The sequence below is a fragment of the Shewanella sp. DAU305 genome (assembly GCF_026802235.1).
Classification (GTDB): domain Bacteria; phylum Pseudomonadota; class Gammaproteobacteria; order Enterobacterales; family Shewanellaceae; genus Shewanella; species Shewanella baltica.
Map to the genome: position 1 here is coordinate 2932838 of NZ_CP113808.1, position 25854 is coordinate 2958691.

14 protein-coding genes and 2 tRNA genes are annotated in these 25854 nt (G+C 41.4%); 13 read left to right on the forward strand and 3 right to left on the reverse strand.

Features of this window, described 5'->3' with window-relative positions; genetic code table 11:
• Positions 1 to 22: 22 nt before the first annotated feature.
• The 13 genes from OX890_RS12365 to OX890_RS12425 all read left to right on the forward strand — a co-directional run bounded on the left by OX890_RS12365 (position 23) and on the right by OX890_RS12425 (position 23087).
• Positions 23 to 3046, forward strand: coding sequence for a DEAD/DEAH box helicase (locus tag OX890_RS12365; protein WP_268649310.1), 3024 nt, complete (start codon positions 23 to 25; stop codon positions 3044 to 3046).
• 101 nt (positions 3047 to 3147) lie between these two features.
• Complete coding sequence (locus OX890_RS12370) at positions 3148 to 3855, forward strand: DUF6933 domain-containing protein (protein ID WP_268649311.1); 708 nt, start codon at positions 3148 to 3150, stop codon at positions 3853 to 3855.
• Positions 3856 to 4022: 167 nt separating this feature from the next.
• Positions 4023 to 4190, forward strand: coding sequence for a hypothetical protein (locus OX890_RS12375; RefSeq protein ID WP_259528213.1), 168 nt, complete (start codon positions 4023 to 4025; stop codon positions 4188 to 4190).
• Positions 4191 to 4362: 172 nt separating this feature from the next.
• Positions 4363 to 5346: a 5'-nucleotidase gene (locus tag OX890_RS12380; RefSeq protein ID WP_268649312.1), complete on the forward strand. Its 984-nt coding sequence runs from the start codon at positions 4363 to 4365 to the stop codon at positions 5344 to 5346.
• 345 nt (positions 5347 to 5691) lie between these two features.
• On the forward strand, positions 5692 to 8727 hold the full coding sequence (locus OX890_RS12385) for a DUF726 domain-containing protein (RefSeq protein ID WP_268649313.1): 3036 nt from the start codon (positions 5692 to 5694) through the stop codon (positions 8725 to 8727).
• Positions 8727 to 10433, forward strand: a complete 1707-nt coding sequence (locus OX890_RS12390; RefSeq protein ID WP_268649314.1) for a LeoA/HP0731 family dynamin-like GTPase — start codon at positions 8727 to 8729, stop codon at positions 10431 to 10433. Before OX890_RS12385 ends, OX890_RS12390 begins: the two co-directional genes overlap by 1 nt.
• A gap of 937 nt (positions 10434 to 11370) precedes the next feature.
• Positions 11371 to 12045, forward strand: a complete 675-nt coding sequence (locus OX890_RS12395) for a vWA domain-containing protein (protein ID WP_263204183.1) — start codon at positions 11371 to 11373, stop codon at positions 12043 to 12045.
• A gap of 30 nt (positions 12046 to 12075) precedes the next feature.
• Positions 12076 to 12756, forward strand: a complete 681-nt coding sequence (locus OX890_RS12400) for a PP2C family serine/threonine-protein phosphatase (RefSeq protein WP_263204195.1) — start codon at positions 12076 to 12078, stop codon at positions 12754 to 12756.
• The gene (locus OX890_RS12405; RefSeq protein WP_268649315.1) at positions 12749 to 14164 is read left to right on the forward strand and encodes a serine/threonine protein kinase; all 1416 of its coding nucleotides are present in this window, start codon (positions 12749 to 12751) and stop codon (positions 14162 to 14164) included. Before OX890_RS12400 ends, OX890_RS12405 begins: the two co-directional genes overlap by 8 nt.
• Positions 14165 to 14173: 9 nt before the next feature.
• Positions 14174 to 17485, forward strand: a complete 3312-nt coding sequence (locus OX890_RS12410; protein WP_268649316.1) for a DEAD/DEAH box helicase — start codon at positions 14174 to 14176, stop codon at positions 17483 to 17485.
• Positions 17469 to 18977, forward strand: a complete 1509-nt coding sequence (locus OX890_RS12415) for a hypothetical protein (protein ID WP_268649317.1) — start codon at positions 17469 to 17471, stop codon at positions 18975 to 18977. Before OX890_RS12410 ends, OX890_RS12415 begins: the two co-directional genes overlap by 17 nt.
• Entirely contained in the window at positions 18970 to 21294 is a 2325-nt protein-coding gene (locus tag OX890_RS12420) for an AAA family ATPase (protein WP_263204187.1), read from the forward strand. The genes OX890_RS12415 and OX890_RS12420 overlap by 8 nt, the downstream gene beginning before the upstream one ends.
• Complete coding sequence (locus OX890_RS12425) at positions 21294 to 23087, forward strand: hypothetical protein (protein WP_268649319.1); 1794 nt, start codon at positions 21294 to 21296, stop codon at positions 23085 to 23087. Before OX890_RS12420 ends, OX890_RS12425 begins: the two co-directional genes overlap by 1 nt.
• A gap of 642 nt (positions 23088 to 23729) precedes the next feature.
• On the opposite strand, the gene OX890_RS12430 is transcribed toward OX890_RS12425, so the two are convergent.
• The 3 genes from OX890_RS12430 to OX890_RS12440 all read right to left on the reverse strand — a co-directional run bounded on the left by OX890_RS12430 (position 23730) and on the right by OX890_RS12440 (position 25834).
• Positions 23730 to 23806: transfer RNA gene (locus OX890_RS12430), tRNA-Val, on the reverse strand.
• A gap of 47 nt (positions 23807 to 23853) precedes the next feature.
• Positions 23854 to 23930: transfer RNA gene (locus tag OX890_RS12435), tRNA-Val, on the reverse strand.
• A 524-nt stretch (positions 23931 to 24454) separates the two neighbouring features.
• Positions 24455 to 25834, reverse strand: coding sequence for an MATE family efflux transporter (locus OX890_RS12440; RefSeq protein WP_107947551.1), 1380 nt, complete (start codon positions 25832 to 25834; stop codon positions 24455 to 24457).
• Positions 25835 to 25854: the final 20 nt, after the last annotated feature.

A 25854-nucleotide genomic window follows, 5' to 3' on the forward strand; every position in this document is an offset into this window, starting at 1 on the left:
TTTAAAAGGAATTAAAACATAAATGTCACTTGTTAGCTTAATAAAAGGGCTTTTGCCTAACAATAAAAATAGTCATTTAGCAGACGATAGATATTCCTTAGTGTATGACTCATATGGCGTTAACTTTGTAACTGACGAGGCTTCTTACCATTGTTTAAACAAAGGTGAGGGCGGCGGCAGTCAGCTCATTGCGCATGTTGTGTTAAAAATGCTCCAAGAAAGAGACATCGCACAAACGATACCTAATGGCTTTAGAGTGGATAGCGAGCAAGCTTGTTTACTCGACCCAGAAGATGCCGAAGTTCTTGGACTGCCACCTTTTTGTAGTCACGATTTTGACATTGATATTCAAGGTAGAACAACTAAAAGTAGTTTTACATTACAGTTGTTTGCAATGCTTGGTCATCAAAAATATCCCGTCAAAAGAAAAGGGCCCATACTGGCTTTTAGTGAGCAAACACAGTTTTTAATGACACCTGAGCAGCTTAATGCTGTTTTGGCTGTAGAAGATCATTCATCTCTTACACCAGATGACCGCACTGAACTTAATAATGTTTTGGCTATCGCCAGGTTACAACAAGCGGTAAAAGACGGTTTAAAACTCGATTTAAAGCAGTTTGATAAATTTGATTTAGTCCAACCAGAGCAAATTACTGTTACCGCTAACCAAAAAGCAGATGGTAGCTTAGAGCTTAGCCCAAGCTTTGGTGATGGCTCATCGATTGAAGAACTGCAAAATCGATTTGCTCAGTTACAAGGTGACGGACAGGTAATGCGAGTAAAAGATCGCATTGTGTTGTTGTCAGATGATAAAAAACAAGCCATAAAAGAAGTGCTGCAAAATCGGACCATTCCAGCACATAAAGTCGCAGAATTTATTAAAACACCATCCGCTTTTTTAGATGCATCCATTCTTAATCTTGATTTAGGTTTTTCCATTCGTGTTTATGGTATCGGCAAGATGGTTCATATTCCCTTTGGGCAAGATAATGATGGAAGTAACGGCTGGTTTTCAACTAATGCTGCGAGTGAACCTCCAGAGCGTTTAGTTAGGTTGCTTGAATGTGAAGAAGATATAGCTTCTTTTGAACAAAGTTACGAGCAAGCTAAAGGGCAAAATGCCGACAGTGTCATTGTTGATGATGAAATCATTGATATTCGTGATGAGCAGCGTGTAAATGAAGCGCTTGCAGAGGTAAGGGACAATTTAGCAAATCCTATTAATGATACTGACCTACCTGGTTTTGATGATATTCCGGACCGTAAAGAACAAGTGTCTTTATTGCTAAAAGATGCAGAAGATCATAATCAAGATATTGTAAATAAGGTCGCACAGTTAGACCGAAAAATTAATTTTGATCGCAGTAATTTAGCCAGAACCCCTTTCCCTCATCAAGAGTCTGGTGTTAGCTGGATGATGTCGTTACTTAAATCGGCGCAAATGGATAACTATGATGATATGTATCGTGTTCAAGGCGCCTTGTTAGCAGATGATATGGGGCTGGGTAAAACGTATATGACGCTAGTGATGTTAGCGGAATATTTAACAATGCAAAAACAAAACAACAAATCTGAAAAGCCTATTTTAATCGTCGCTCCACTTAGTTTATTAGAAAACTGGGAGCAAGAAGTGGCAGTAACGTTTAAGCATTCGCCATTTCGAGATATAAAAGTATTACAGTCAGCAAGGGATTTGAAAGAGTTTAAAGTTCAAGGGGCTGAACGAGAGTCCATGCAGCTTACTACTGTGATGAATGAATCACATGCTGACCATAAATCTATTCGTTACGCCCTACACGTGGGTGCTGATGCAGCTACTAAACGCTTAGATATGGATAGACGTATCGTTATTACTACTTACCAGACTCTACGAGATTACCAGTTTTCTTTGTGTGTAATTGATTGGGGGGTTGTAGTGTTTGACGAAGCTCAAAATATTAAAAACCCTAATACGCAAGCGACACGCGCAGCAAAGGCGTTAAAAGCTGACTTTAAACTACTCGCAACGGGCACGCCTGTTGAAAATAGCTTAAGTGAGTTTTGGTGCTTAATGGATACAGCACAACCAGGATTATTAGGTGATTGGAGCTATTTTAGAGAGCGTTGGATTAAACCTATTAGTAATGCTAATGAAGAAGAAAAAACTGAGGTACGCTTAGACGTTGGTCATGATTTACGCTCCTCTGTTGGGCAGTTTATGTTACGCCGTACCAAGGAAGAAGAATTAACTGGAATGCCAAAGAAAACTATAAAAACAGGTATTCATAAAGATCTTGCTGACAATATGCTATTTGCACCCGAGCTCGCTCGTAATATGAGCGGTGGTCAGTTACTTGGCTATAACCAAATTGTTGAAGACTACAGAAAAGCCAAAGCAAAGGAAGAGGGCGGCACTCATGCTTTAGCAGTACTTCAGCAATTAAGAGCGGTTAGTTTACACCCAAGACTGAATGAGATTTTTAAAGCGCCGCCAAGCACAGCGAAAGAAGCGCTGCATAAAATGCAGGAATCTGAAAAGTTGCTTATGTTGATAGATATCTTGGCAGATATAAAAAACAAACAAGAAAAAGTCATTATTTTTGCGACGACTAAAAAGCTTCAGGCAGTGCTTAAAATTTGCTTAGACAAAATTTATGCGTTACAGATTCATGTCATTAATGGTGACAGTAAAGCGATGGCAACGAAGAAGGACCAACTGTCGCGTAAAGGAATGATTACCGACTTTGAGTCGAGACAAGGCTTTAATATTATCATTATGTCACCGGTTGCTGCTGGCGTAGGATTGACCGTTGTTGGCGCAAATCATGTAGTGCATCTAGAGCGCCATTGGAACCCGGCAAAAGAAGCTCAAGCAACAGATCGAGTCTATCGAATTGGTCAGGAAAAACCTGTTTTTGTTCATTTACCCTGCCTTTTACATCCAGAGTATGATTCGTTTGATGTGAATTTAGACAAGTTATTAGCTAAAAAAACGATGCTCAGTGATGCAGTAGTAACGCCAGAAGCCGTCAGTGAACATGAGCTTATGTCTTCAATGGGCTTGTAGGGAATATTTAAACATGTCACAGGGAAGCTGCTATTCATCGATTCTTATATCTAAATTTGATTCGTTGTTGTGATTCTTGTAACGGGAACGATAAAAAAAGTATGAAATTATTACTATCCGCAACCAATGCACTCAACAAATGGCTTAAAGCCGACTTGTCTCGCTTGCCTGAGAAAGATGGCCAGAGAGTAGGGGTCCATAGCTTAGCGTCAGATAATCACACCTGTTGCTGGCAAGTACATATTATCGATAATGCCTATAAATCACGTCACAAAACCATTATTGCCTGTGAAGCAAACAGCCGTTTTACTGTATTTATACCCGCTGATACAAAACTAACGCTGGATGAATTAGCAGCACGCTTGCAAATGGAGTGGCAATATTCATTAGCAGAAACCTTGCAGCAGCTGCGTGCCATCCCAAGTAGTGATATTGCTATGCTATTCAGTGAGCTATCTAAACTGAACATGGATACTCATTGGGTTAAAAATACCGATTTAAGCATTAGCGGCCATATTAGTGATGCCGCACTTTGGGTTAGCCAAACGTTGGCGGAGCAGGAGCTTAATGAGCTGCCTTCCGATTTGTGCACCGATTTATCGATTCATCTCAGTACTCAAAAGAAGCACGCAAAAGATCAAAAACAAAAATTTATGCCAATAGTAAAGATGATGGATTACTGCCAAGATATTTTAATGGAACCGCAACCACTACCAGCAAAGCCAGATTTAGCATCTGCTACTAATACGGCTGAAAATAGTACTCTTGCTGGCGACAAGATAGTGCAATTGAGTGATTACAGAAAGTAATAATAATTACCAATTATTAAGATTGATTACCTGGTTTAATTGGTGTGATTAAACAAATTTGTCGCAAGAAATTGAAATATAAGTGTTTAAATAACTTATAGCTGTTGGCGTGATTGTGGCGCAGTTCTGGCATTAGTCGTCATACATTTATTGAAAAGGTATGAGCAATGTCCAAGCTGTTGTTACTGTTAGCCCTGTTAATAGTGATTTTGATCATCAGCGCCATCGCCTTACTAGTATACCTTGTCAAAGGCGACACCTATGAAGTGCCTGTTAGTAAAAACATAGCAAGCCAGGATACCGAGCTTGACCAGCAAAAACAGTTAAAGGATTAATATGACTAGCTTAGGAATAGTATTAAACAAAGGTAACAAGCCGAATTCCATTAAATGGATATGCTGTGTATTCAGCAGTATTTTTTATAATTATTTAACTTTTCTATCAAAAAAATTTGAGTTCAGCAAAGCTTCATGCTTGAATACAAGTCTCTGAAACAAGGATGTTTTTATGCCACTAGATCTCTCTAATACCTTAGTCGTTGGTATTTCAGCCACGGCCTTATTCGATATGGCGGAATCTGATCAAATTTTCAGAAAAACCTTTGAATCAGATCCTGATACTGCCATTGAAAAATACCGCGAGTTTATGCTGGCACACGAAGATGAACCGCTAAAACCTGGGACCGGTTACCCTCTGATCAAAGCTTTACTTGGCCTTAATCAATATCAGCAGGGCAATAGCCCTCTTGTTGAAGTTGTAGTGATGTCACAAAACAGCCCAGATACCGGTCTTCGGGTGCTTAATACTATTCGCCACGACAAGCTCAACATTACCCGTTCAGCCTTTACAGCGGGCGAAACCGTAGCCGATTATCTCGATGCCTTTGATGTGGACCTGTTTCTCACCACCAATGTTAAAGATGCTCAGCAGGTGATTGATTCCAAGAACTGCGCCGCGGCAATATTAAAAGCGCCGCCAACGGATGCACCGGAAATACCAGAGGGTCAAGTCCGCATCGCCTTCGATGGTGATGCCGTATTGTTTTCCGATGAAAGTGAATTAGTTTACAAAACCCAAGGCATGGAAGCCTTTCATGCTCAAGAAGACGCAAAACAAAATATCCCAATGGCAGAGGGGCCTTACGCCAGTTTATTGCATAAGTTGTCTCGCTTGCAGGATAGATTACCCATTCGCGTTGAATACTCACCGATCCGCATTGCATTAGTCACTGCTCGTAATAGCCCTTCGGAGATGCGAGTAATTAAAACCTTAAGGCATTGGGGCGTGTATGTTGATGAGGCTTTTTTCTTAGGAGGAGTAGAGAAGACTAAAGTGTTAAAAGCCTTTCGGCCTCACATCTTCTTCGATGATCAGGACGTGCACCTTGATGCTGCTGCTAATTTAGTTCCTTCCGGAAAAGTCCCTTATCTTAGTGATTCAGCATTGTCTGAAAAGTTAGCAAGTGATCTCATGTCAGAACACAGGGAGTAATTAATAATGGTTATGCCACTTGGAAATATGGCTTGGCAGTGTGAGAACTGCGGTTGGAAAAAAGAGCAATACTGTAGATCTGATGTCATCATTGGGCCTCCACAAGAGTGTCCAGAATGTCAACACACAAATTTTAAGTTTATAAAAATGCCTAAGTCAGCATCTATGTTTGAGATTTTAAAAAATCTAGTTAACAAAAAATAAAAATGACACTCTAGCTTAGAGCAAGTTTATACGGTGTTAGATAATATGATTAAACTTGTAGTGTATTACAAGCATATTACTATGGGTGTAAAGCTAAAAATCCTATAGTGTTACGTCAAGGAACATAAAACCCTTGCTTATATGGTTAAAGAAGAATCAATTAATTTAATGAACAAAAAATTTAAATTCCACTCCCTTCAGACTTTCAGTGATAAAGCGTCAGAAGCTAATATTTTTATCCACGGATATAGTGCAGGGCATAATACTGAAGATCGAGAAAAATTAATTGGCAGTATTCCTGAATCCATTAAAGTGCATACAAATATTTTTGCTTTCTGGCCATCGAGTCATTTTACCAGTATTAATAGTCGCACACGGGAATTGCTTGTTGCTTCGACCCGAATACATTGGTCTGCTTTTCCATTAGTTTGTGTAGCCGATAGAGCGACACATTTTTACAAAATTCGTTCGCGCGCCGAAATAATGGGTGAACAGCTATTAACGCAACTGGAAGACTATTTGTCTAGAAAGCATCCTGAAATTAATACCATTAACTTGATTGGTCATTCTCTAGGTGGCCGTTTGATTATCAGTTGTTTGAGAAAATTAGGTGAAACAGCTGATTGCAAGGTGATAATTAACGATGTGTTACTAATGGCTGCGGCTGTTACTGTTGAACCTAATGAGGCAAAACAGCTTCGAAGCTTGGTAAAGGGGCGAATACTGAATGCATACTCCAAGGCTGATTGGAGCTTGCTGATGAACATAGGGGAGACTTGTTTAGGACGCAATCAGGTTGAGCACTTTGAGAATGTTGAAATTTGTGGGTTTAGCCACTGCGATTACTGGGAGAAGTTGGCCGAAGTATTAATAATTACAGAGTTTAAATTATCTAAAGAAAACCCAAAACCTTATGTAGAGAGGCTTACCTTTACCTCTAATAACCTTTACCACCAACCGACATTGGAACGACATAATATTATGTTTGAACTGAATAGCCCAAGTGATATTTACCAACGTATAAATGATGAACTTAATCGGATCATCGGCTCTATAGATAACAAATCAAATAACGAAGCCCTTGGCCAGGTACAAAATAATGCAAGGGTCTTGCTATTAGAGAACCAAGCACAATTAAGAACGCAGCTTGCTACACTGGAGAAAAGTGCTGAATGGAATAATTTTACCATCGCATTTTATGGTGAAACAGGGGCTGGTAAGTCGACCATTATAGAAACGTTGCGTATTCTTTTACAAGAACCAAGTAAACTTGCTAGCCAGCAATTGTTTCGCGAACTGCAGCACAAATATGACCTTAACGAGGAAAGTTGGTATAAATTACAACAAGACGCTAAGCAATCCGATGTTCGGCTCAGTGAATTGGATCAAACCCTGAATACGGCAGTTGAGTTGCATGAACAAAAAAATAATGACGCTGTGAATTCAGTTGAACAGTTAAAAGCACTGATTGAACAGCGCAAGCTAACCGCTACATTTTGGCAGAAAATACTGTATGCCTTTAGAAAGTTTCCTGAAGAAAAACAGTTGATTGAATTAGAACTGCTGTTAACTAGTTTAATTGCCGAGCACAATGATGCGATTACATTGCTCACAGAGCAAAAATTGATTGCCACACAAGCTAAACAAGATTTAGAGTTGAAGCTTAAAGAAGCTGAAACACACACCGAAGAACTGAACATGTTCGCCGATGGGGAAATCATTGGTGATGGCCGCGCTGATTTTACCCGTAAAACCCATCGTTATACATTCGACTTTAACGGTCAGTCCTTTGTTCTGTTGGATGTGCCGGGTATTGAAGGCAATGAAGGGTTAATCAGTGAAGAAATTGAGCATGCGGTACAGACAGCACATGCAGTATTTTATGTTACAAATCAGGCCGCACCTCCTCAAACTGGCGATGAGCAACGTAAAGGCACCCTCGAAAAAATAAAAGAGCATCTTGGTGCGCAAACCGAGGTTTGGACCATTTTTAATAAGAAAATCACCAATCCTAAACATTCGTTGACGGATCGGCCGTTAACATCTGAAGATGAAAATACCAGTTTGGCTGGCCTTAATACGAAAATGCGTGAGCAGCTAGGCAAACATTATCGTGAAGTGTTCTCATTAACAGCTTTACCAGCATTTTTGGCATCAACAAATCATTTTTCTCCCAACACACAAAATGCTAAAAGACGCAATAAATTTCTTGTTGATTTCAGTGCTGAAAATCTGCTCGACAAATCTCGAATGCGAGACTTTATACAACTGCTCAGTGAGCAATTGCTGAGTGGTAGTAAACAGAAAATTACTAAAGCAAACTTTCATAAAGCCAATGATGCGGTCAACCAAACCGTCAATACTCTCACAGATATAAAGTGTAAGTTTGATGAGCTTACTAAATCGCTATGTGTCGATAGTAACAGTGCTAAAGCGCAGTTAACGGGAAGTGTTAGTAGTTTTAAAATACGTTTAGGATCCTGCGGGGACACCTTGATTCAACAGTTTAAGAGCAACGTGCAAAACAAGATGTACGAGATTATTGATAATGATATCGGCAATGATGAATTTAAGCAGAAACTTAAAGGCTATATTGAGAGTGAGCAAGAAAACCTGATTAAACAGTTGCCACAGAAAATGACTGTAGTGATAAAAGGGTTTCAAGAAGACGTTGAAGATATTCTTCAACGTTTTGAAGAGCAAGCAAGGGAACTCTCCGATATCTACAACAAATTTAATAGTATACAGTTAAACGGTAAGTTTGAACTTAAGCTCAATTTAGATAACGGTATTCAAGTTGGAAGTCTGCTTTTAACTTTTGTGGGAGCAATTGCAGCAGTTCTAGGGACTGGTGGCTGGGTACTAGTACTGGGTTTGGCTGGATTGGTTTTCTCTTTTGCAAAATCGATATGGAGTGCTTTTGATTCAGATTATAAAAAAGCTCAACAACGTAAATCCACTGATGAAAATTTGCGCAAAATAACTGCTCAGCTCAGTGAGTCTCTTAAAACTAGCTTAGAGAGTGTGCACAGTGAGATGAAGCCTCAAATAGATTTACTTGAGCAAGCACTTACAGCACCAGCGGAACAAATGAAAACCCTATTGCAGTTATTGAGTCAATCGACTCATCAATTACAAACTCTTTCCACACAAATCGAAAACCTAGGATCTAAATAATGAAAAAGACACTTGAATCTTTTAAAGTTCAGCAGTCGCGTTCGTTAACGCTACTGGAAAAGTTATTACAGTTTCTTAAACAAGGGGAAGAAGTAGGCGTAGTTGTTGACCCTTCCTTAATCCACAAATTGCAAACTGCAATCGATAGTGTAGCGGGTGAAAAACTTAAAGTAGCCCTAATTGGTGGTTTTTCAGAGGGTAAAACTTCGATTGCTGCCGCTTGGATGGAGAAACTTGATAAGACTAGCATGAAAATAAGTCATCAGGAGTCTTCCAATGAAGTGAAGATTTACGAAGTTGACGAAGAATTTGTATTGATCGACACTCCAGGTCTTTTTGGTTTTAAGGAGCAGGAAAACGCAGATACTCATGCGATTGAAAAATACAAAGACATCACAAAAAAGTATGTCAGTGAGGCTCACATCGTACTATATGTGATGAATTCGACTAATCCAATTAAAGAAAGCCACAAGGATGATTTAGTTTGGTTATTCCGCACATTGGATTTGCTGCCTCGTACTGTTTTTGTGCTTAGTCGGTTCGATGAAGTGGCTGATGTTGAAGATGAGCAAGATTACCTCGATAATTTGAACGTTAAACGTAGCAACGTGTGTGGGCGTTTACGAGAACTGGTAGGTTTGAATGATGAGGAAACGGCTGATCTTTCTATCGTCGCAGTGGCTGCTAATCCATTTGATTTAGGCACCGAGCACTGGTTGGAAAATATTGAACAGTTTAAGAAGCTGTCCCAAATTGCTACTTTGCAAGCTGCTACTTCTCATAAAATTAATCATAATGGCGGTAGCACAGCATTGGTTAATGAGATGCGCTCCAGTGTGATCCGTGATGTCTTAAACAATCAATTACCATTAGCCATAGAGAACGATGAAAAAGTGACACAAGAGGTTAGTAAACTCAGTGAACTTCATGCTCGATTGAAATCTCAGCTTGCTACGACAGATAGAAAAATTGAAGATGTGCGTATCAGTCTACGTGATTTTATTACGCACTATTTTTCTGATTTAATCGTACAGGCTAAGGGATGTAGTCTTGAGTCTTTTAGTGATTTTTTTGAGAACGAAATTGGGGCCGAAGGTATCGTGCTGAATACTCGTATTCAGAATGAATTTAGCAGGCAGACCCAATCAATTAATCTAGATATAAAAAAAATGCAGCTAGGTTTCGATACCGAAGTTAATCACTTTAATAATATAATCAGAGGTTTAGGCAAGCAAGGGGTGAGTCACCTTCTAAAAGGCAACCTGATTAACAACACAACGATATTAGCCACTCGTGATGGCATTATCACCGTAGCCAAAACGGTTGGTTTGGATATAGGCAAGTATCTTAAATTCAAACCATGGGGGGCGATGAAATTTGCTAAGGGTGCTAATGGAGCGTTAGCAATTATTGGAATTGCTATCGAAGCTTGGGATAGTTGGGAACAGCAGAAACGCGAAGACAACTTCCGCCAAGCGATTGTTGAAATGGTGGAAAATTTTGAACTACAGCGTAAAGAATTAGTTGAGCTAATCAACGCTGAGCAATTTAAACAACAATTTTTCAGCGATTACCTCGAACTTAAGCATAACTTCGAGTCACTGGAGGCAAGCCTGATAGAGAGTCAAAAGCGTCAGTTAAGTTTTAAAGCATGGCGCGAGACTGCTGAAGTCATTGACGCAGAATTTAGCGAGATGACAAGTTAATAGAAACTGCTTGTAAATAATATTTTTAAATTAATTATCAGAGTGACTCAATGCTTGGGAAATAGCATTGAATCACTCCGAATATTCGCCATTTTATATTAACTATAGATACCATCTTGAAAAACATCGAGAGTAGTTTGACATCATTTCGTATAATAGCGCCGAATCAGCTTACTTGGCCGAAGTCCTAGGGAAAGTAAAATAGTTACTAGAAAAGCAATGCTATATAGAGGCTGCGATCTATTTGCAAATCACCTGTACATACGAAAGTATGTTGTTGATATCGGCTATTAAGTTTGATTACGTAAATCTTGTGATGGCGGGCCTTGCACTGGGAAATAAGGTTGAACAGAGAGCTTGGGGGGGAATAGGATACCCGCTAACTGAAGCTATGATTTTAAATAATGTTGATATTGTCAACCTGCTATTGCTTGTTCCAAATATCAACGTGAATGTGAGGCAGAAATAAATGGGGAGTGAGGAAGTCGAAGGATGTGGGTACATTAAAAATAAGATTGTGCTTAATTAGCTATTTCGATGGGCTTTGTTTCCTAAAAGCACAAATAACTACAGAGTGCTTCCTGAGCGCCAGCATGGCGCTTAAAACCCTTGTTTCATCGTCAGTCGTTTATCTGTAATCAGAATATTATTTTGATTTAAACCCGAAAAACATTGGATTTCACTATTAGGAAACAAAGCCATTTCGATGTTAAAGAGGTTTATTAATACAATGGTTGTTTCTTTTTAAACCAAGTTTAAACGCACTATAAGTTGTTTTATTAGGTAAAATAAATTACTTAAAAATGTGAAATATAACTATATATTGCCGTTCTTTTTTATAGCTAGCCTGATAATTGCATGATACTAATAGGGATTCTGTTCTGGCATAAGTCTTGATATGTAAGCTGGACGTTTTATAGATAAGGAAATTAATTTTATGGGTATTAATGATTTTGTTGCCAAATCCGCGCGGCCATTACCAGTCATTATTCTGGCTGATGTGAGCGGCAGTATGAGCGCTGATGGCAAAATCGAAGCGTTAAACCAAGCTTTAAAAGATATGATTGAGAGTTTCGCGCAAGAAGGCCGAATGAATGCAGAGATTCAGCTTGGTTTGATAACTTTTGGTGAGAGCGTTACACAGCATTTGCCGTTATCGCCAGCGCACAGTATTAAAGCATTTAGCCGTCTTGACGCATCAGGTCGTACCCCAATGGGAGCTGCGTTCGACCTGGTTACTGAGCTTTTGGAAGACAAAGAGCTGATCCCATCACGAGCTTATCGTCCAGTTGTCATTTTGGTTTCTGATGGCCATCCTACTGATGAAATAAGACGACCCTTTGAACGGCTTGTTTCTGGCGAGCGTTCACAAAAAGTAACTCGGCTAGCTTTAGCTATTGGCTCTGATGCTGACCTGAATTTCCTCCAAGAATTTACCAATGACTTAGAAGCGCCATTATTTCAGGCAAACGATGCGCGTGATATTCGCAATTTTTTCCAGGCTGTAACCATGAGTGTGTGCGCTCGTTCGCGAAGTGTGAAGCCTAATGAATCGGTTAAAATTGAGTATCTACCAGGAGACGATGACGATCTGCTTGAACTAGGTTTCTAACTAGTGAAGCTGCGTTTCTATCAGTGTTCTGTGATTGGGCCTGCTCATATCCGTGACAGTTTACCAAACCAAGATTGCCAGTCAGCCAGGTGTTGGAAACAGTGTTGGGCTGCCGTTGTTTGTGATGGTATGGGCTCTCGTCCCAAGTCAGATATTGGGTCACGAGAGGCCGCGAAGGCAGCCATATTAAGCGTTCAAAAGCACGATTTTAATGCTGATGATAGAACCATAGTCCGGGCGCTTTATTTGTGCTGGCTGGCAGAATTAAAAGCTTTGAACGTTGAACCATCAGATGCCGTCACAACGTGCATTTTGGTTTGGGGCATGGCGGACGGACGCTTTCGTTATGCCCATTTAGGCGATGGCATGATTGCTTCGCCCACCTCGGTACTTTCCAACGCTAAGACGACAGGTTTTAGCAATGAAACCACAGGGCTAGGTATCTCCCGGCATTTATCGGATTGGCGTTTTGGTTCTGGTTATCTTCAAGAACACAGAGATAGTCTGTTATTGATGACTGATGGTATTAGTGAAGATTTGTTAGATCCCACAGCATTTAGTCAGTGTTTAACTGATGGACTAGTTAAGAAAAGCCGGAGGCTGGGCAAGCTTTGGCTGAGGCGTCAACTAATAAACTGGCCAACCCCTGGGCATAGTGATGACAAAACAGTGATAGCGGTATGCCTACCGCAAGGATGTATCAATGAGTGAACAACCGGTATTAACAAAGGATAAACCAAAAGCTTTTTCAAAAAGGCGAGTTGTTCAGGACCAATATGGTGCTGATTATGACTGTTTGGAGCTTTTGGGTGAGGGCGGCCAAGGGAAGGTTTGGAAGACAAATCATCAGAACACCTTAGTTAAAACCTTCTATAAGAAAGATAAAGTAAAACAAGAGCAATGGTTCAATCATATCCAGTGGGTTTTGCGCCAGGATCTGGATGGCCTGGCAATCGCGGCGCCCAAGGCATTAATTAATAAACCTGTGCCAGGTTATGTGATGGAGTTGATGGACGGACTCCATTCATTAACTAGTGAAATGGAGCGAAGTTTTGTTGCCTTAGTTGAAGGTAAAGGTCTCCATGGCTTCCTGCAAACAGGTGGCTTAAAAAGACGTTTACAACTTTTGGCCCAACTTGCTGACACTCTCTCTCGACTTCATGCGCGCGGAATGGCGTATGGCGACCTATCAACGAGTAACATTTTTGTCTCTGAAAATGTTAATGATGCGCGGGTATGGCTCATTGATTGCGACAATATTTGTATCAGTGAACGTGCCAGTTCTATGCACCTCTACTCACCAGGTTTTGGCGCGCCAGAGGTCGTAAGGGGCGAATCAGGTGTGAATAGTCTTACCGATGCTTGGTCTTTTGCGGTGATTGCCTATCAATTGCTGACTATGCAACATCCGTTGATAGGGATGTTGGTAGAGGATGGAGAGCCTGATTTACAGGAACAAGCTTATCGTGGCGAATTGCCGTGGGTTGGTGATAGTTCTGATGATTGTAACGCATCCAGCGGTGGGATCCCGCTGGGGATGGTTGCAACGAAAAAATTACAGACTTTATTCCAGCGATGTTTTGAGCAAGGTAAAAATTGTTCATGGGAACGTCCAACCATCACTGAGTGGCGCAGCACCGTTGATGAAGCAATATCGCTGTTATTAAACTGCCATAACCCAAAATGCCGCAGTACTTTTAACCGAAATAGTGCTTGTCCATTTTGTAAAAACGAAGCAAACCCGACGGACTCCGTGTTGTTGACTGCGCTTTTATACACTGCAGATCCTAATCTTGAACAAAAATTATTGAAAACTGGTTTCGGTCAAATTGTGAATTTAGGTGAGGTAATGACATTGAAACGAGTACCTGCGGGTACACAGTTATATCAAGAATCAAGTGAGGTATGTCAGATCCGTTTTAATGAAAATGGCTTGGCGTTAAAAGTTGTTCCGGGCAACAAGATAATTTTGTTAGCGGATGGTAAAGAACAGGAAATTACAAGGGGTGTATTGCTGGCTCCTGAAATCAAACGCGGAAAAACCTACTTTGTACATTTGACACCTCCAATGCCTTCGGATGATGTCATGACTCACCCTGTTTGGGCATTTCGTTGGTAAGGGGCTGATATGAGGTTAAAGGACTTTCGCTATTTCGACAAAAAACTCCATTGCGTCAACTTTATTGACAGTAATGCCACTACGTTAAACTGGGAAGTAGGGCATGCAATTCAAGTTGTATACGACAGTGGTAACTTAGTTGTTGCTCAGCATGGTCAGGTTGCACTGGTAAATCCAAAAGATTTGAAAACTGCCGATTTGGCGTCTGCTCAACCAGGGTTGTGGCGTCTGGCGCAAAAAGGCTTGGACCATCTACATCTTGAATATCTTGGCTTTTCAACCAGACTGCCGTTAGATCTAAAAATTGCTGTCGATTCATATATATCGACGCAACTTCATCAGGACCAATTGATAACCAGTAATAGCATCATCGAGGCAACGGCTTGGCTTAAGCACTCATTTGTCATTGAACTGGAAGAGCCATTATTAATTGCTCAATATTACAGGCAACAATCTCATTTAGATTTTAAGGTCATCGGTAAAGATCATGCATTGTCTGTTGTAAATGACCAGGGTGTTTGGAAAGCGAAGAGGCTGACTAAATTACGTCGAGACACTTATGATTTTATAGCAATTGTCGGCAACGTGGATTTTGTTGATGGTACCTCGGCTGCACTATTAAAAACGGGTGCAATAGACTTATTAGAACAACATATTAACGATACCGGGAGCTACCTAAGTCTTTGGGAGTCATACAGCCAGCTTCAGTGGGAGCAGGCGACAAGAACTGCCAAAACGTTGGGCTATGTTAATTACTCCGAACCTAAGCATACTGGTGGTGAAATGCCCCGATTTAGGTTGCACTTGAGTCATGGTCAATCAGCTGCTTTTGCAGAAAGAATAAATAATCTGCAAAAGAGCGATGATCTGAGTATTCAAGATCTGACCTTTGAAATTTCCGAGGAAGTTCCTGAGTGGCTTTCAGATATATCAGGCTCGTTTAAAAAGTCACCAGATGGGCGTCGGCCGCTGTTAGCAAGTAATCTTAAGTTTTTTCCTACCTATATTGAAGTTGATTTAAGTCAGCCTGTTCCACCACGCAAAGGCGTTATGTTTCTTTCTATTCAAGGGGATAAAACTGCAAACGATCGACGGGAACGAGCTTATACCGCGATAAAAACGCACCACAATCCAATGCCGCAACTACGGATGATTTTTGAGGGCTTAGAGCCACCTGTTGAACGAAAATCAAAATTAAGGGCAATTTCGCCAAAAGCAAAACAACGCTTTAAAGGTGAGCCGACGATTCGTCAGAAAAAGGCATTGGAGATTGCGCTTAACACGCCTGATGTCGCATTGATTATTGGCCCCCCTGGTACAGGTAAAACACAGGTGATTGCGGCGCTTCAACAACGTATCGCTGAAGAGTTTTCTCCCGGAGAATCATTGAGTCATCAGGTGTTGCTGACAAGTTTTCAGCATGATGCCGTTGATAATGTTATTGAACGTTCTGGGGTATTTGGGCTGCCAGCTATTAAGGTTGGCGGCAGACGGTTTGGTAATGATAGTTCTGAAATAATGGTGACAAAGTGGCGCTTGAATAAATTACTTGAGCTAAAGCCTGGGCTTGAATTGGAAATGCGCTCCTGGCCAGTGTTTGCCCAATTTGAAAAAATCAAAAAAGCGATGCTGCAGTTAAGAATTGCAAGGGAGCCTAGTGTCAGAAAAGTGATTTCAAATGAAATTCAAGAACTGCTGAACGAGTTTTCTCAGCTACATGGTATGCATTTGTCTCATGAGATGAACGATTTTTGGCTGACCACATATGACAACCTTAATAAAAATTCGTCGTTAACTTTATCAAATAGTGTTCGCCGACAGTTGCTGCAAAAAGTTCGTGGAATTCGTACTGAGCTTGTGGCTTTTAATGACGACGGTTTTGAACGATTACAAGATTTTTTAAGCTTTTGCAAAAGTATAGCTGACTTGAACACCGCTCCCTTGGTCAGTCAATTTAAGCAACTTTTTACAGCATTGAATGATTTAAAAGTGCCATCAGAAAGTCAGCTTCAGCAGCTAAGCGAGCTAAAACACCAAATGATAGATTTGGTGCGTCCTGACTACAGACCTTTCTTACTCCGCTCCTACACATCAGAAGCAGATTGCAACACATTAGACATGCTGGAGCGAGAGTTATACCAATCAATTGCAAACTCAAGAACCCTGGGGCCACTCCTGGCTCGGTATGATTATGTCAAAGCTTTGGAGGAGCGGGCGTTGGATGTTGAGGATAGTATTAAAGATTACGTAACGGTAATAGGCGCTACTTGTCAGCAATCTGACAGCGATCACATGGCAAGCATCAAGGAGAACTCTGAGCGTCTTGGCATTTCATTTAATACAGTGATTGTCGATGAGGCAGCCAGAGCTGCGCCACTGGACCTGATGATCCCCATGTCAATGGCAAAGTTTCGTATTGTGTTGGTCGGCGATCATCTCCAACTTCCTCACATGCTAGAACCTAGGGTGGAAAAAGAACTTCAAGAACAGCAAGAGCTTGATCTGGTAAAGAGCGAGCTTTTGCGCATGAGTTTATTTGAATATTTGCACCGAAAATTTAAAACGATGCACGAAAAAGGCGGGCCGGAACGCGTCGTGATGCTCGACACTCAGTTCCGGATGCATCCTGAGCTTGGTAGCTTTGTCAGTCAAGAATTTTATGAGCGGCAAGGCTTCGAACCAATCAAGTCTGGTTTAGAGGCAGGAGATTTCGAGCACCAGATAGATGGCTATAAAGGTTTCCACTCAGCATGGATTGATGTTCCAAAAAGTCAAGGGCTTGAGAAACGCAATAATGCTAGCCGACTGAGAATAGCTGAAGCGAAACGGTGTGCCGCTGAGGCTTTTAAAATCCTTAGTGATCACCCTGATTTGAGTGTTGGTGTAATCACATTCTATAGCGCTCAACGCGATGCAATTTATCAGGAACTAGAAGCCTTTGGTTGTGCAATACACTCAGATGATGGCTGGCAAATAGCTGGAGAATTTCGCTTAACCAAAACCGGGGACGAACGTCTTCGAGTTGGCTCTGTCGATGCTTTCCAAGGCAAGGAGTTTGACGTTGTCATTCTCTCCGTTGTTAGAACCTGGGATTCTGAAATCGAAATGACTGAAGAAGAGTTAAATAAAAAACTCGGTTTTTTGCGGCTAGCAAATCGTATTAACGTTGCAATGAGTCGCCAGAAAAGATTGCTTATTGTGGTGGGAGACAAAGAGCTGGGTACCATAAACAGCGGGAATCTTGAGGATGGAATGCCTTTGCTTCCCGGTTTTCCGGCATTTTATAAACTTTGTGAGGGACCACATGGCAAAGTTTTCTGATGAATTTATCTGTGTCGTCAAACAAGCGCCTGTCAATGATCGGCGTGCAGTTAGACCAGTACTTTTACCAATTTATGTATGGCAGGTGTATGGGCCAGATTTAAAAACAAAACGCGCCAACGTTTTTGAAAAGGCTTTGTTATCACAACTGTCTATGGGCAGAGGAAAGGGTATCGATTCCCAGCGGGTCGAGGAGCTTGCAAGGTGGCATGGTTTAGAGCCTGAGCTCGTCAGTTTTATCATTAATCAACAGTTGATACCCAAAGGCTGGATTGATCGAAAGACGGGAACTCTCACCAAAGACGGCATTGATATGCTAAACAATGATGTTTCCGGTGCTAGCAGCTTAAAAACCGGTTACGTTTTTCAGGATGCTATTAAAGGGAGCTTTTTACCAAGGTACAGTAATGCGCTTGATATGATTGAGCCTGTTTCAGATTCAAATACTCAGCTTGAGTTTTCGATGTCTAAATCTTCAACTAGATTATGGCAGCCGATGATACTGCCAGACCGAGTCAGGCCATTTGAACCAAATCGTGAAACGCTTAAAAGTATCATGTCCTCAACCCAAGCTGCACAGCGTAACGCGCGTTCAATGGGTTCAAAAGAGGAATTTGAGTCCATTTATCAGATGGACGTTTTGAAGCTGTCAGATAAAGAACCCTTTGCAGCATTCTTATGGGTTTGGATTTATTCAGATGTCGGATTGGAAGAGCTTTGGGGGGTATCGGATCCTTTTGGTCTTCATCATGATGTGCTTTGGATGCGAGAAAAAATTCGTGATTTATGTTTATCTGTGCCAAAACTTTCTAAAGAAGTTGCGAGCCTGATTGGTGGCAAAACTGAAGGCGAGTTCTCTTCGCTAGAGGATGCAGCAGCCGCTCGTGAGGAGCAGGTAAAATTAGAAGTTTTAGCGGAGTTTCATAAAGCAGATTTAGTTGATGGTTTGGTTGGCTTACTGAACGGTTGGACAAGCCGGAAACTGGATGTTGAAACCTCAGAATCTGAAGACAGATACCATGATTATCGTGATCTGATTACTCAAAGTTCAGGGGTTATCGAGCATTGTCTTCGTTATTGTTTGCAAAAATTTCCGCTAAAAAACCTTTATATATTTCCTAGAACTATTGAAAAATCAGATATTGAAAAGCTTTTTTGGGCAACCTCGCCCTTTTTGACAAAAGCTCAGGTGCATGAGGCTATTCAGGTCAAACCGACAAGCCTTTTCAGTACCGCACGGAATAAACAAGGCTCATTCCGTTTATGTATGGCGGTATGTTTAATGTCGATGCCCGACTACCCGAATCACCCGCTTAGACACTTCGTTATCAATGAATCACATTTTCTGGCTGCCTACCAGTTATCACATTGGCGCGACAGTGCAGCACATGTGGATAGCAGCGCTGATAATTCCAAAAAGAAAGCATTGGAAGCGGCAGCAATAACTACCTATTTTTTAAATATATTTTTCGAAGGATTGGAACGTGGTTAAACGTAACAAACAAGCTGGTATTCCGGCATCATATATGACACCGAAATCATCAAAAACTGCGATTGCAGATAAGGTTGAAGCTGTTACCGGTGAGAGGCCGGACAATTCAGTTTTAAGTGTGTTAGAAAAAGATCAAACTGAAAAATTAAACCAACTAGTGGATCAACTCACTGAATCAAAAAAACAGTATGAAGCTGAACTTCAAGCGATTACTGAAGCCCGAGCTCAGGCCGATATCCTTAAAGCTTCCCTAGAGGCTGAAAAATTAAAATTATCGGCTTTAATTTCTGAACACGATAAAAGTAGTAAAGAGACCCAAGAGATTCGGACAGCTTTGTTAATAATGGAAAAAGATGTTCTTAGAAAAGCGGAAGAACTGTTAGCCCGAGAAGCTGAAGCCGAAGCTGGCTTTATTACTCAACATAGTCAATCCCTTGCGATGTTGACAGCAGAATTGGCAAAAGCTCGTGCCGAGCACATGCAGTCGTTGGCAAAAAGTCAGAACGAATTTTTGCAAGCCGCGAATGTGGAAGAAGAGCAGATCAGATCGCTTTCTGCGGATTTTTTGGCAGCATCCAAGGAAATTCAGCAGAGCAAATTTGAACTAGAGAAAGCTAAAGCAGACTTGGTAGCGCGTAAAGCAGAACTATCTTCGAAAGAGACGCTTCTTGAAACAACAGTTCAAACAAGGAAAGCTCAGCTTGAACAGGAATTTAGTCAGCAGAACGCAATATTAGAATCTGAAATTGAACGATTAAAAAGTTACCGAAAACGTGACGAAATTAATGTGCTCGATTTGAAGACACGATTAATGGATTTCTCTGAGTTGGAGAGAGCGCTCAAGCAAAAAGGTATGGAGTCAGCTGAGGAGCTTTTACTCCATGTAGAAAAAATTGAATCGGCAATGAGAGAGTACCGGCAAAAACTTTCTGGACGTCCTGTTGAAGATTTAGAGGATGAAGTTGAGCATCTAAGAGATTTAAATCGTTCGTTTGAAGAGCAACTTCGAGACCTAAAGCAAGAGCTAAACGAGGCTAATGCAGAGCGTCATCAAAGAGCCATTGGTATAATGGAACGCGAAAATTTGATGATGAAAAATCGCGTTCTGAAGCAACATAACGATGCAATTTCACTTGCGACAGAGCAATTAAAGCAAGAAATTGATGAGTTAAAAGATCGTCAACAAGGGCAGGCTGTCTTCCCCGCGTTAACTCGGATGGACACGATATATAACGAAAGCCCGTCAACTCAACCTGTTGGATCACTAACTGAATTTGTTGACGAGCTTCAGTTAAGAATTTTTCAAAGTGATCGTAATAACCCCCTGTATTTTGATAAAGAGACACTGCAGTTATTCTTGGGTGGCTTGGCGATGAGCCAGTTGCATATTTTTCAAGGGATTTCCGGTACTGGAAAAACCACCTTAGCGAAAGCATTCGCAAATGCGGTTGGCGGACATTGTACCGTGGTGCCTGTTCAGGCTGGTTGGCGTGATCGGGATGATCTTGTTGGCCACTACAATGCCTTTGAAAAACGATATTACGAAAAAGAGTGTTTACAGGCTCTTTACCGTGCCCAGACGCCAACATACCAAGACCGTTTTAATATCATTCTCCTTGACGAAATGAACCTTTCGCGGCCAGAACAATATTTTGCTGAGTTTCTTTCAGCGCTGGAATTATCTGGTGAGGATAGACAAGTTGTATTGATGGAAGATTCCCCTGCAAAAACACCTCGGTATTTAAGAGAGGGCCGCAAGATACCTGTCGCAGATAATGTGTGGTTCATCGGTACCGCCAACCATGATGAAACTACGTTTGAGTTTGCGGATAAAACCCAAGACAGAAGCTTTGTTTTGGAGTTAGGCCGAAATGGTATTCAGCAGTTGCCAAGCACATTAAAGAGATCTGTCATTTATAGCTTTTCATCACTTCAAACTTGCTTTCAAAATGCCATCAGCGAATATCGTACAGATGTTGATATGATATTCAATACGCTTTACGCGCATGACGTTACTAATGTTTTGGCTAAACGGTTTGGGATTGGCTGGGGTAATCGATTAGAACGGCAGGCCAGAAAATTTTTACCGGTAGTTGTTGCATCTGGTGGCTCGATGAGTGATGCCTTAGATCATCTTTTATCAGTAAGACTTTTCCGGAACGGCAAGGTCACAGGGCGCTATGACACAAAGCCAGAACATTTATCGGAATTGCAAAAACAGTTAAGCGATGTGTGGCATAAATTATTTAAAGCAGACATTGCTATTAGGTGCGAAGAACGAATTGAGCATGAATTAGAGCGAAAGGAAATTGCTTGATGCTGCGCCTTCTTGATTGTGTTACAGGTGATATTTTTGAATGTAATACCTCTGTGCCAATAGATTCGGGACGCTTTGCGCTCCTTGAAAAAGCCTCTTTGGGAGCCCTTGGTGTATGGCCTGAAGGTACACTTTTATTTGACGACGGAAGAGGGCAAATAGTAGTTAGCAATATTTTACTTCGGTTTAATACGGTAAAAACTGACAGCATGCTTTTAGCAAAAAGGCAGTTAGCTTTTGATGCACTTGAGAACATTAAATTAAGTTTCGATAAGCTTGATACTGACCATCTGGTATCGCCGGTTATACCAGCTGAAATAGCAAAAAGCTTGGAGCCAACTGAGCTACAGATAGCATTGAACAGAGTGCTTAGTTTGGGACATTTACAGGCTATTGCTAAGGCCCCGCGTATTACTATGCGCTATGATGAAGAGCTTTTACCTGTATCCAGGGTAAAGCGCACGGCAAATAATTATCAGCGGCATTTAGCCGCCCACTCCGAATGTTGGCAACAACGAACGTTTATAGGGATTGTACCAAGTAAGCTTAGAGCAAAGATTAGTGAGGATGAAGTTCATATCTATGAGAATCGTGTATTTGCCAGACTGCTCGATCATCTGGAACGATTTCTAAGAACTCTTATTGCTCAGGTTAAGCAACTGAATGAAGCCATGCGTCAGGGATTAGACCTAGAGGGCAGTTCATCTCTCCATCGCAGTCTAAGGCATTCTGTTTGTGAAACGTGGGGGGAGTCTTTTAAGGATAACGAAGCTGAGCAATTAAAACAGTACTCGGAACATCAATTAATCAGTTTGGAAGAACAATTAAGAAAAATTCTTCAGTTAAAGCAAACCGAAACATATCGCTGTATTCCAAGGGATGCGGCAGTTTCTTTAGTGTTAAAAAATACCAATATTTTACACAACGACCCGCACTATATCCAAGTTCGTCAGCTGTGGGAATTGTGGGTAAAAGAAATAGAGTTTGTTTCTAGGGATTACCAACAAATCTTTAAAAAGGCGCAATTCCATGTTGAATGCTATCGAGATTTCATTGGTTTGCTTCTTCTTCGTTCGCATAAAAAATTGGGATGGACGATTTCTAATCGGTCAAAAAAGAACTGGGTGTTAACTCATCCTTGTGGCATTGAAGGGCAACTTTATTTTCGGGATGGTAATTGGCATTTATTATGTAAAAACGCCGGTTTTGACAAAAAAGTCTTGTTTGTACCTTTGATTAACGCTTCTCAGGACATTGAAGCTGTTTGTGGACGCATTTTGTGCTGTTTGAATTGGAAAGGAGATGCAGAGGGTATTATCAATTGTTCTCCAGAAGATCTGTTTTCTGAAGAGTTGATGATTGTGGTTATCCAGAGATGGTGGAGTAACATTTTTGCATCAGAGTATGGAGAGGTAGTTTCAAACCTACCCCAAACGATTCTAGAACAGTGGCCAAAATTGCACGCTTCCGGAGTTTTTTATGCCCAGACCAATGAGGGTTTCAATATTTATGCTTGGATTGATAATTTTCAATTGGCGCCAACAAATAAAGATGCTGTTCTCAGGCGATACTTTGCAGCAGAAGCTTTGAAGTTTTGTCCATGCTGTGGAGTTAAAACGATAGGATCAAATTTGGTCCCTAGAAGCGGAAAAGGATTTAAAGCTAGCTGTGAATTATGTTCGGCAACTTGGCAAATTCGTTCTAATGGCTCTTTATGGGTCTTTGAGATCGGTAGTAATATCAAAGTGGAGAAAGCAGGTCGATGGCAACAGACAATTAACTTATTTTTCTAAAGTGGTGTCCACTACTGTCTGGAGATCTCTTGAAAGTGATTTTTAGACAGCATGGCAAGATGTTATTATTTATTTGCTTCGCCAAAAGAAACCATAACCTCAAGCCAAGCAAGGCTTATGCTAACTGATGTAGGCAGGGTTAGGCTATTAGTCTATTTGTATTAGTTCAGACGAGATCTGACACATCATATGAAAAGATTAGAGTGCTTACCAAAAAATAAGACTCATCACATAATTCTTTTTTTATATACTTTCACTTCCAAACATTTGGTAAAACAAAAACTTTATACACTTTTCGGATAATTCCTTTGATAGTTTCAAGCAGAGTTGAATTTTAAGCTGCTGTTGTGTGCCAACTATGGTGGGGGTCAACAAAGAAATAGTCAAAAGCATCTTGTGCCAACAGGTTTGGCACAAGATGGGCACAAATTTAGAAAAACGGCGAATTTTGGGGGAACAGCGGTAAATGTGAGCTAAGCAATGGAGGTATATTCAGTCAGAACAGACGGGCAGGGTGTGTTTGAATGTTTATGGAAAAACATAGTTTAGGCACGAAAATTTTATCTTAGGCACAAATGTAAATTTAGAGTCCGAATAAAAATTATATTAAATTGAGGTATTATAGGAAGTTAAAGCAAGAAATGGTACACCCGAGTGGACTCGAACCACCGACCCCTACCATGTCAAGGTAGTGCTCTAACCAACTGAGCTACGGGTGTATTGTTACTTTGATTAAAATTTCAATGTTTATACTCTTTGAGAAGAGTGGTACACCCGAGTGGACTCGAACCACCGACCCCTACCATGTCAAGGTAGTGCTCTAACCAACTGAGCTACGGGTGTATAGTAAATTTTAACTTGCTATTCAAAAGCGTTGCGCCTTGGAACGAGCGCTATATTAGGGGCATAGCGCAGGGCTGGCAAGCAAAAAAATCAAATTTGTCGTCAAATGGTGAATTGCTGTGCAACTTGTCCAGTGTTTCAGCAAAGTCGCTGATAAAACCGCAGTTTCTTATTCGTTTATACCAATCGTATAAAATATCTGCTCATTCAGCGGGAGTTCAACGCGCTTTAGACAAGGCGAAGGCTTGAAGGCATAGTGGTGCTCTGTCGAAAGCCTTAAACGCAGTATAAAGCGCGTTGCCATGCCGTTAACATCAGCCGCCCTTAGGGAGCCACGCAGGCATCCCACTCCTGTGTTGCATTGACTTAAAAGGGAATAACCATTTCTGCGTCAATACGCCTTGGATTGAGATGCCTGTGAGACTCTGAACTGATTAGATATTTAATGTGATTGGTATTAGAGAAGGCATCGAAATCAAACCGATAAACAAAACGGCGAGCATCGATGCTCGCCGTTAATGCTATCAATGATGCACACTATCACCATCGATGAGGCTTAAATGCACGCCATGTTTTTGGATGTAACGCAGTCGAATGAAAAATAGCAGCGCCGCCGAGGTGAGGCCTGCTATCAATCCGGCCCAGAAACCATGGGCGCCCATGGCAGGAACGATATGATCCGTATAAGCCAAGGTATAACCGAGTGACATCCCTATGCCCCAATAGGAAAACAGCGTGATATAAAAGGCACTGCGGGTATCTTTATAACCACGTAGGGCTCCGGCGGCAACCACTTGGACTGAATCCGATAATTGATACAGTGCCGCCATCAACATCAAGCTGCCGGCTAAAGCGACAACTTCAGGATCACCATTATAAAGCTCTGCAATCTGGAATCTAAATATGACGGTCAAGACTGCAGTTGATAATGCAAGGGACAGCGCAAGCCATAAACCCACTTTGGTAACCACTGCGGAAATATCGGCGCGATCACGGCCTAAGTAGTAACCAATTCGAATCGATACCGCGATACCAATAGATAACGGCAGCATAAATACGATGGCAGAAAAGTTCAGTGCTATCTGGTGACTTGCCACCACAGTTGCGCCTAATGGGGCGAGTAACAGCGCGATAATGGCAAATAAACTCACTTCAAAAAACAGCGCCATAGCTATCGGCATGCCGAGTTTGGTCATTTTTTTCATCGTTTCAAAGTCAGGACGATGAAATTTACTGAAAGGAGCCAAGGCCGCGAATTTCTTATGCAGCTGCATATAAATCGTCATGGCAATCAGCATGGCCCAAAAAACCAAGGCAGTGGCAATACCGCAGCCAGCGCCACCCATCGGAGGTACGCCAAAGTGTCCATAAATAAAGATGTAGTTGGCGGGGATGTTCACTGCTAAGCCGACAAAGCCAATGACCATAGTCGGTAACGTGTAAGAAATCCCTTCACTACAGCCGCGCAGCACTTGATAAAGTACAAATGCGGGCGCGCCCCATAAAATACCGTCGAGATATCCAATGGTTAAGCGGTATAATTCTGGTTCTAAATCCATATGGCCAAGCACAAAGGGCGCTGATGCGAGGAAAATCATCACGCCAATGCCACCAATGATGGCAAGATAGGCACCTTGAAAGGCCAAAGGTTGGATAGCTTTTTGGTTATTCGCCCCATTGTAGTGGGCAAATAAAGGCGTAAAAGCCATCAGTAAACCTTGGACAAACAGAATAGCGGGCAACCAAAGGCTAGTGCCGACCGCAACAGCGGCCATATCAACCGCGTTAACACGGCCCGCCATAACGGTATCAATAAAGCCCATCATGGTCTGAGTGACCTGAGCTATTAGCACCGGCAGCGCCAATTGGATTAAACGTTTGGCTTGATAGCCTGAATTATTCATAAATACAGCCTTTAACGATT

What these genes read in the sequence shown, in the direction of transcription:
- OX890_RS12365 (WP_268649310.1), top strand. Translation starts at nt 23, where the DNA reads ATGTCACTTGTTAGCTTAATAAAAGGGCTTTTGCCTAACAATAAAAAT.
- OX890_RS12370 (WP_268649311.1), top strand. Translation starts at nt 3,148, where the DNA reads ATGAAATTATTACTATCCGCAACCAATGCACTCAACAAATGGCTTAAA.
- OX890_RS12375 (WP_259528213.1), top strand. Translation starts at nt 4,023, where the DNA reads ATGTCCAAGCTGTTGTTACTGTTAGCCCTGTTAATAGTGATTTTGATC.
- OX890_RS12380 (WP_268649312.1), top strand. Translation starts at nt 4,363, where the DNA reads ATGCCACTAGATCTCTCTAATACCTTAGTCGTTGGTATTTCAGCCACG.
- OX890_RS12385 (WP_268649313.1), top strand. Translation starts at nt 5,692, where the DNA reads ATGGTTAAAGAAGAATCAATTAATTTAATGAACAAAAAATTTAAATTC.
- OX890_RS12390 (WP_268649314.1), top strand. Translation starts at nt 8,727, where the DNA reads ATGAAAAAGACACTTGAATCTTTTAAAGTTCAGCAGTCGCGTTCGTTA.
- OX890_RS12395 (WP_263204183.1), top strand. Translation starts at nt 11,371, where the DNA reads ATGGGTATTAATGATTTTGTTGCCAAATCCGCGCGGCCATTACCAGTC.
- OX890_RS12405 (WP_268649315.1), top strand. Translation starts at nt 12,749, where the DNA reads ATGAGTGAACAACCGGTATTAACAAAGGATAAACCAAAAGCTTTTTCA.
- OX890_RS12410 (WP_268649316.1), top strand. Translation starts at nt 14,174, where the DNA reads ATGAGGTTAAAGGACTTTCGCTATTTCGACAAAAAACTCCATTGCGTC.
- OX890_RS12415 (WP_268649317.1), top strand. Translation starts at nt 17,469, where the DNA reads ATGGCAAAGTTTTCTGATGAATTTATCTGTGTCGTCAAACAAGCGCCT.
- OX890_RS12425 (WP_268649319.1), top strand. Translation starts at nt 21,294, where the DNA reads ATGCTGCGCCTTCTTGATTGTGTTACAGGTGATATTTTTGAATGTAAT.
- OX890_RS12440 (WP_107947551.1), bottom strand. Translation starts at nt 25,834, where the DNA reads ATGAATAATTCAGGCTATCAAGCCAAACGTTTAATCCAATTGGCGCTG.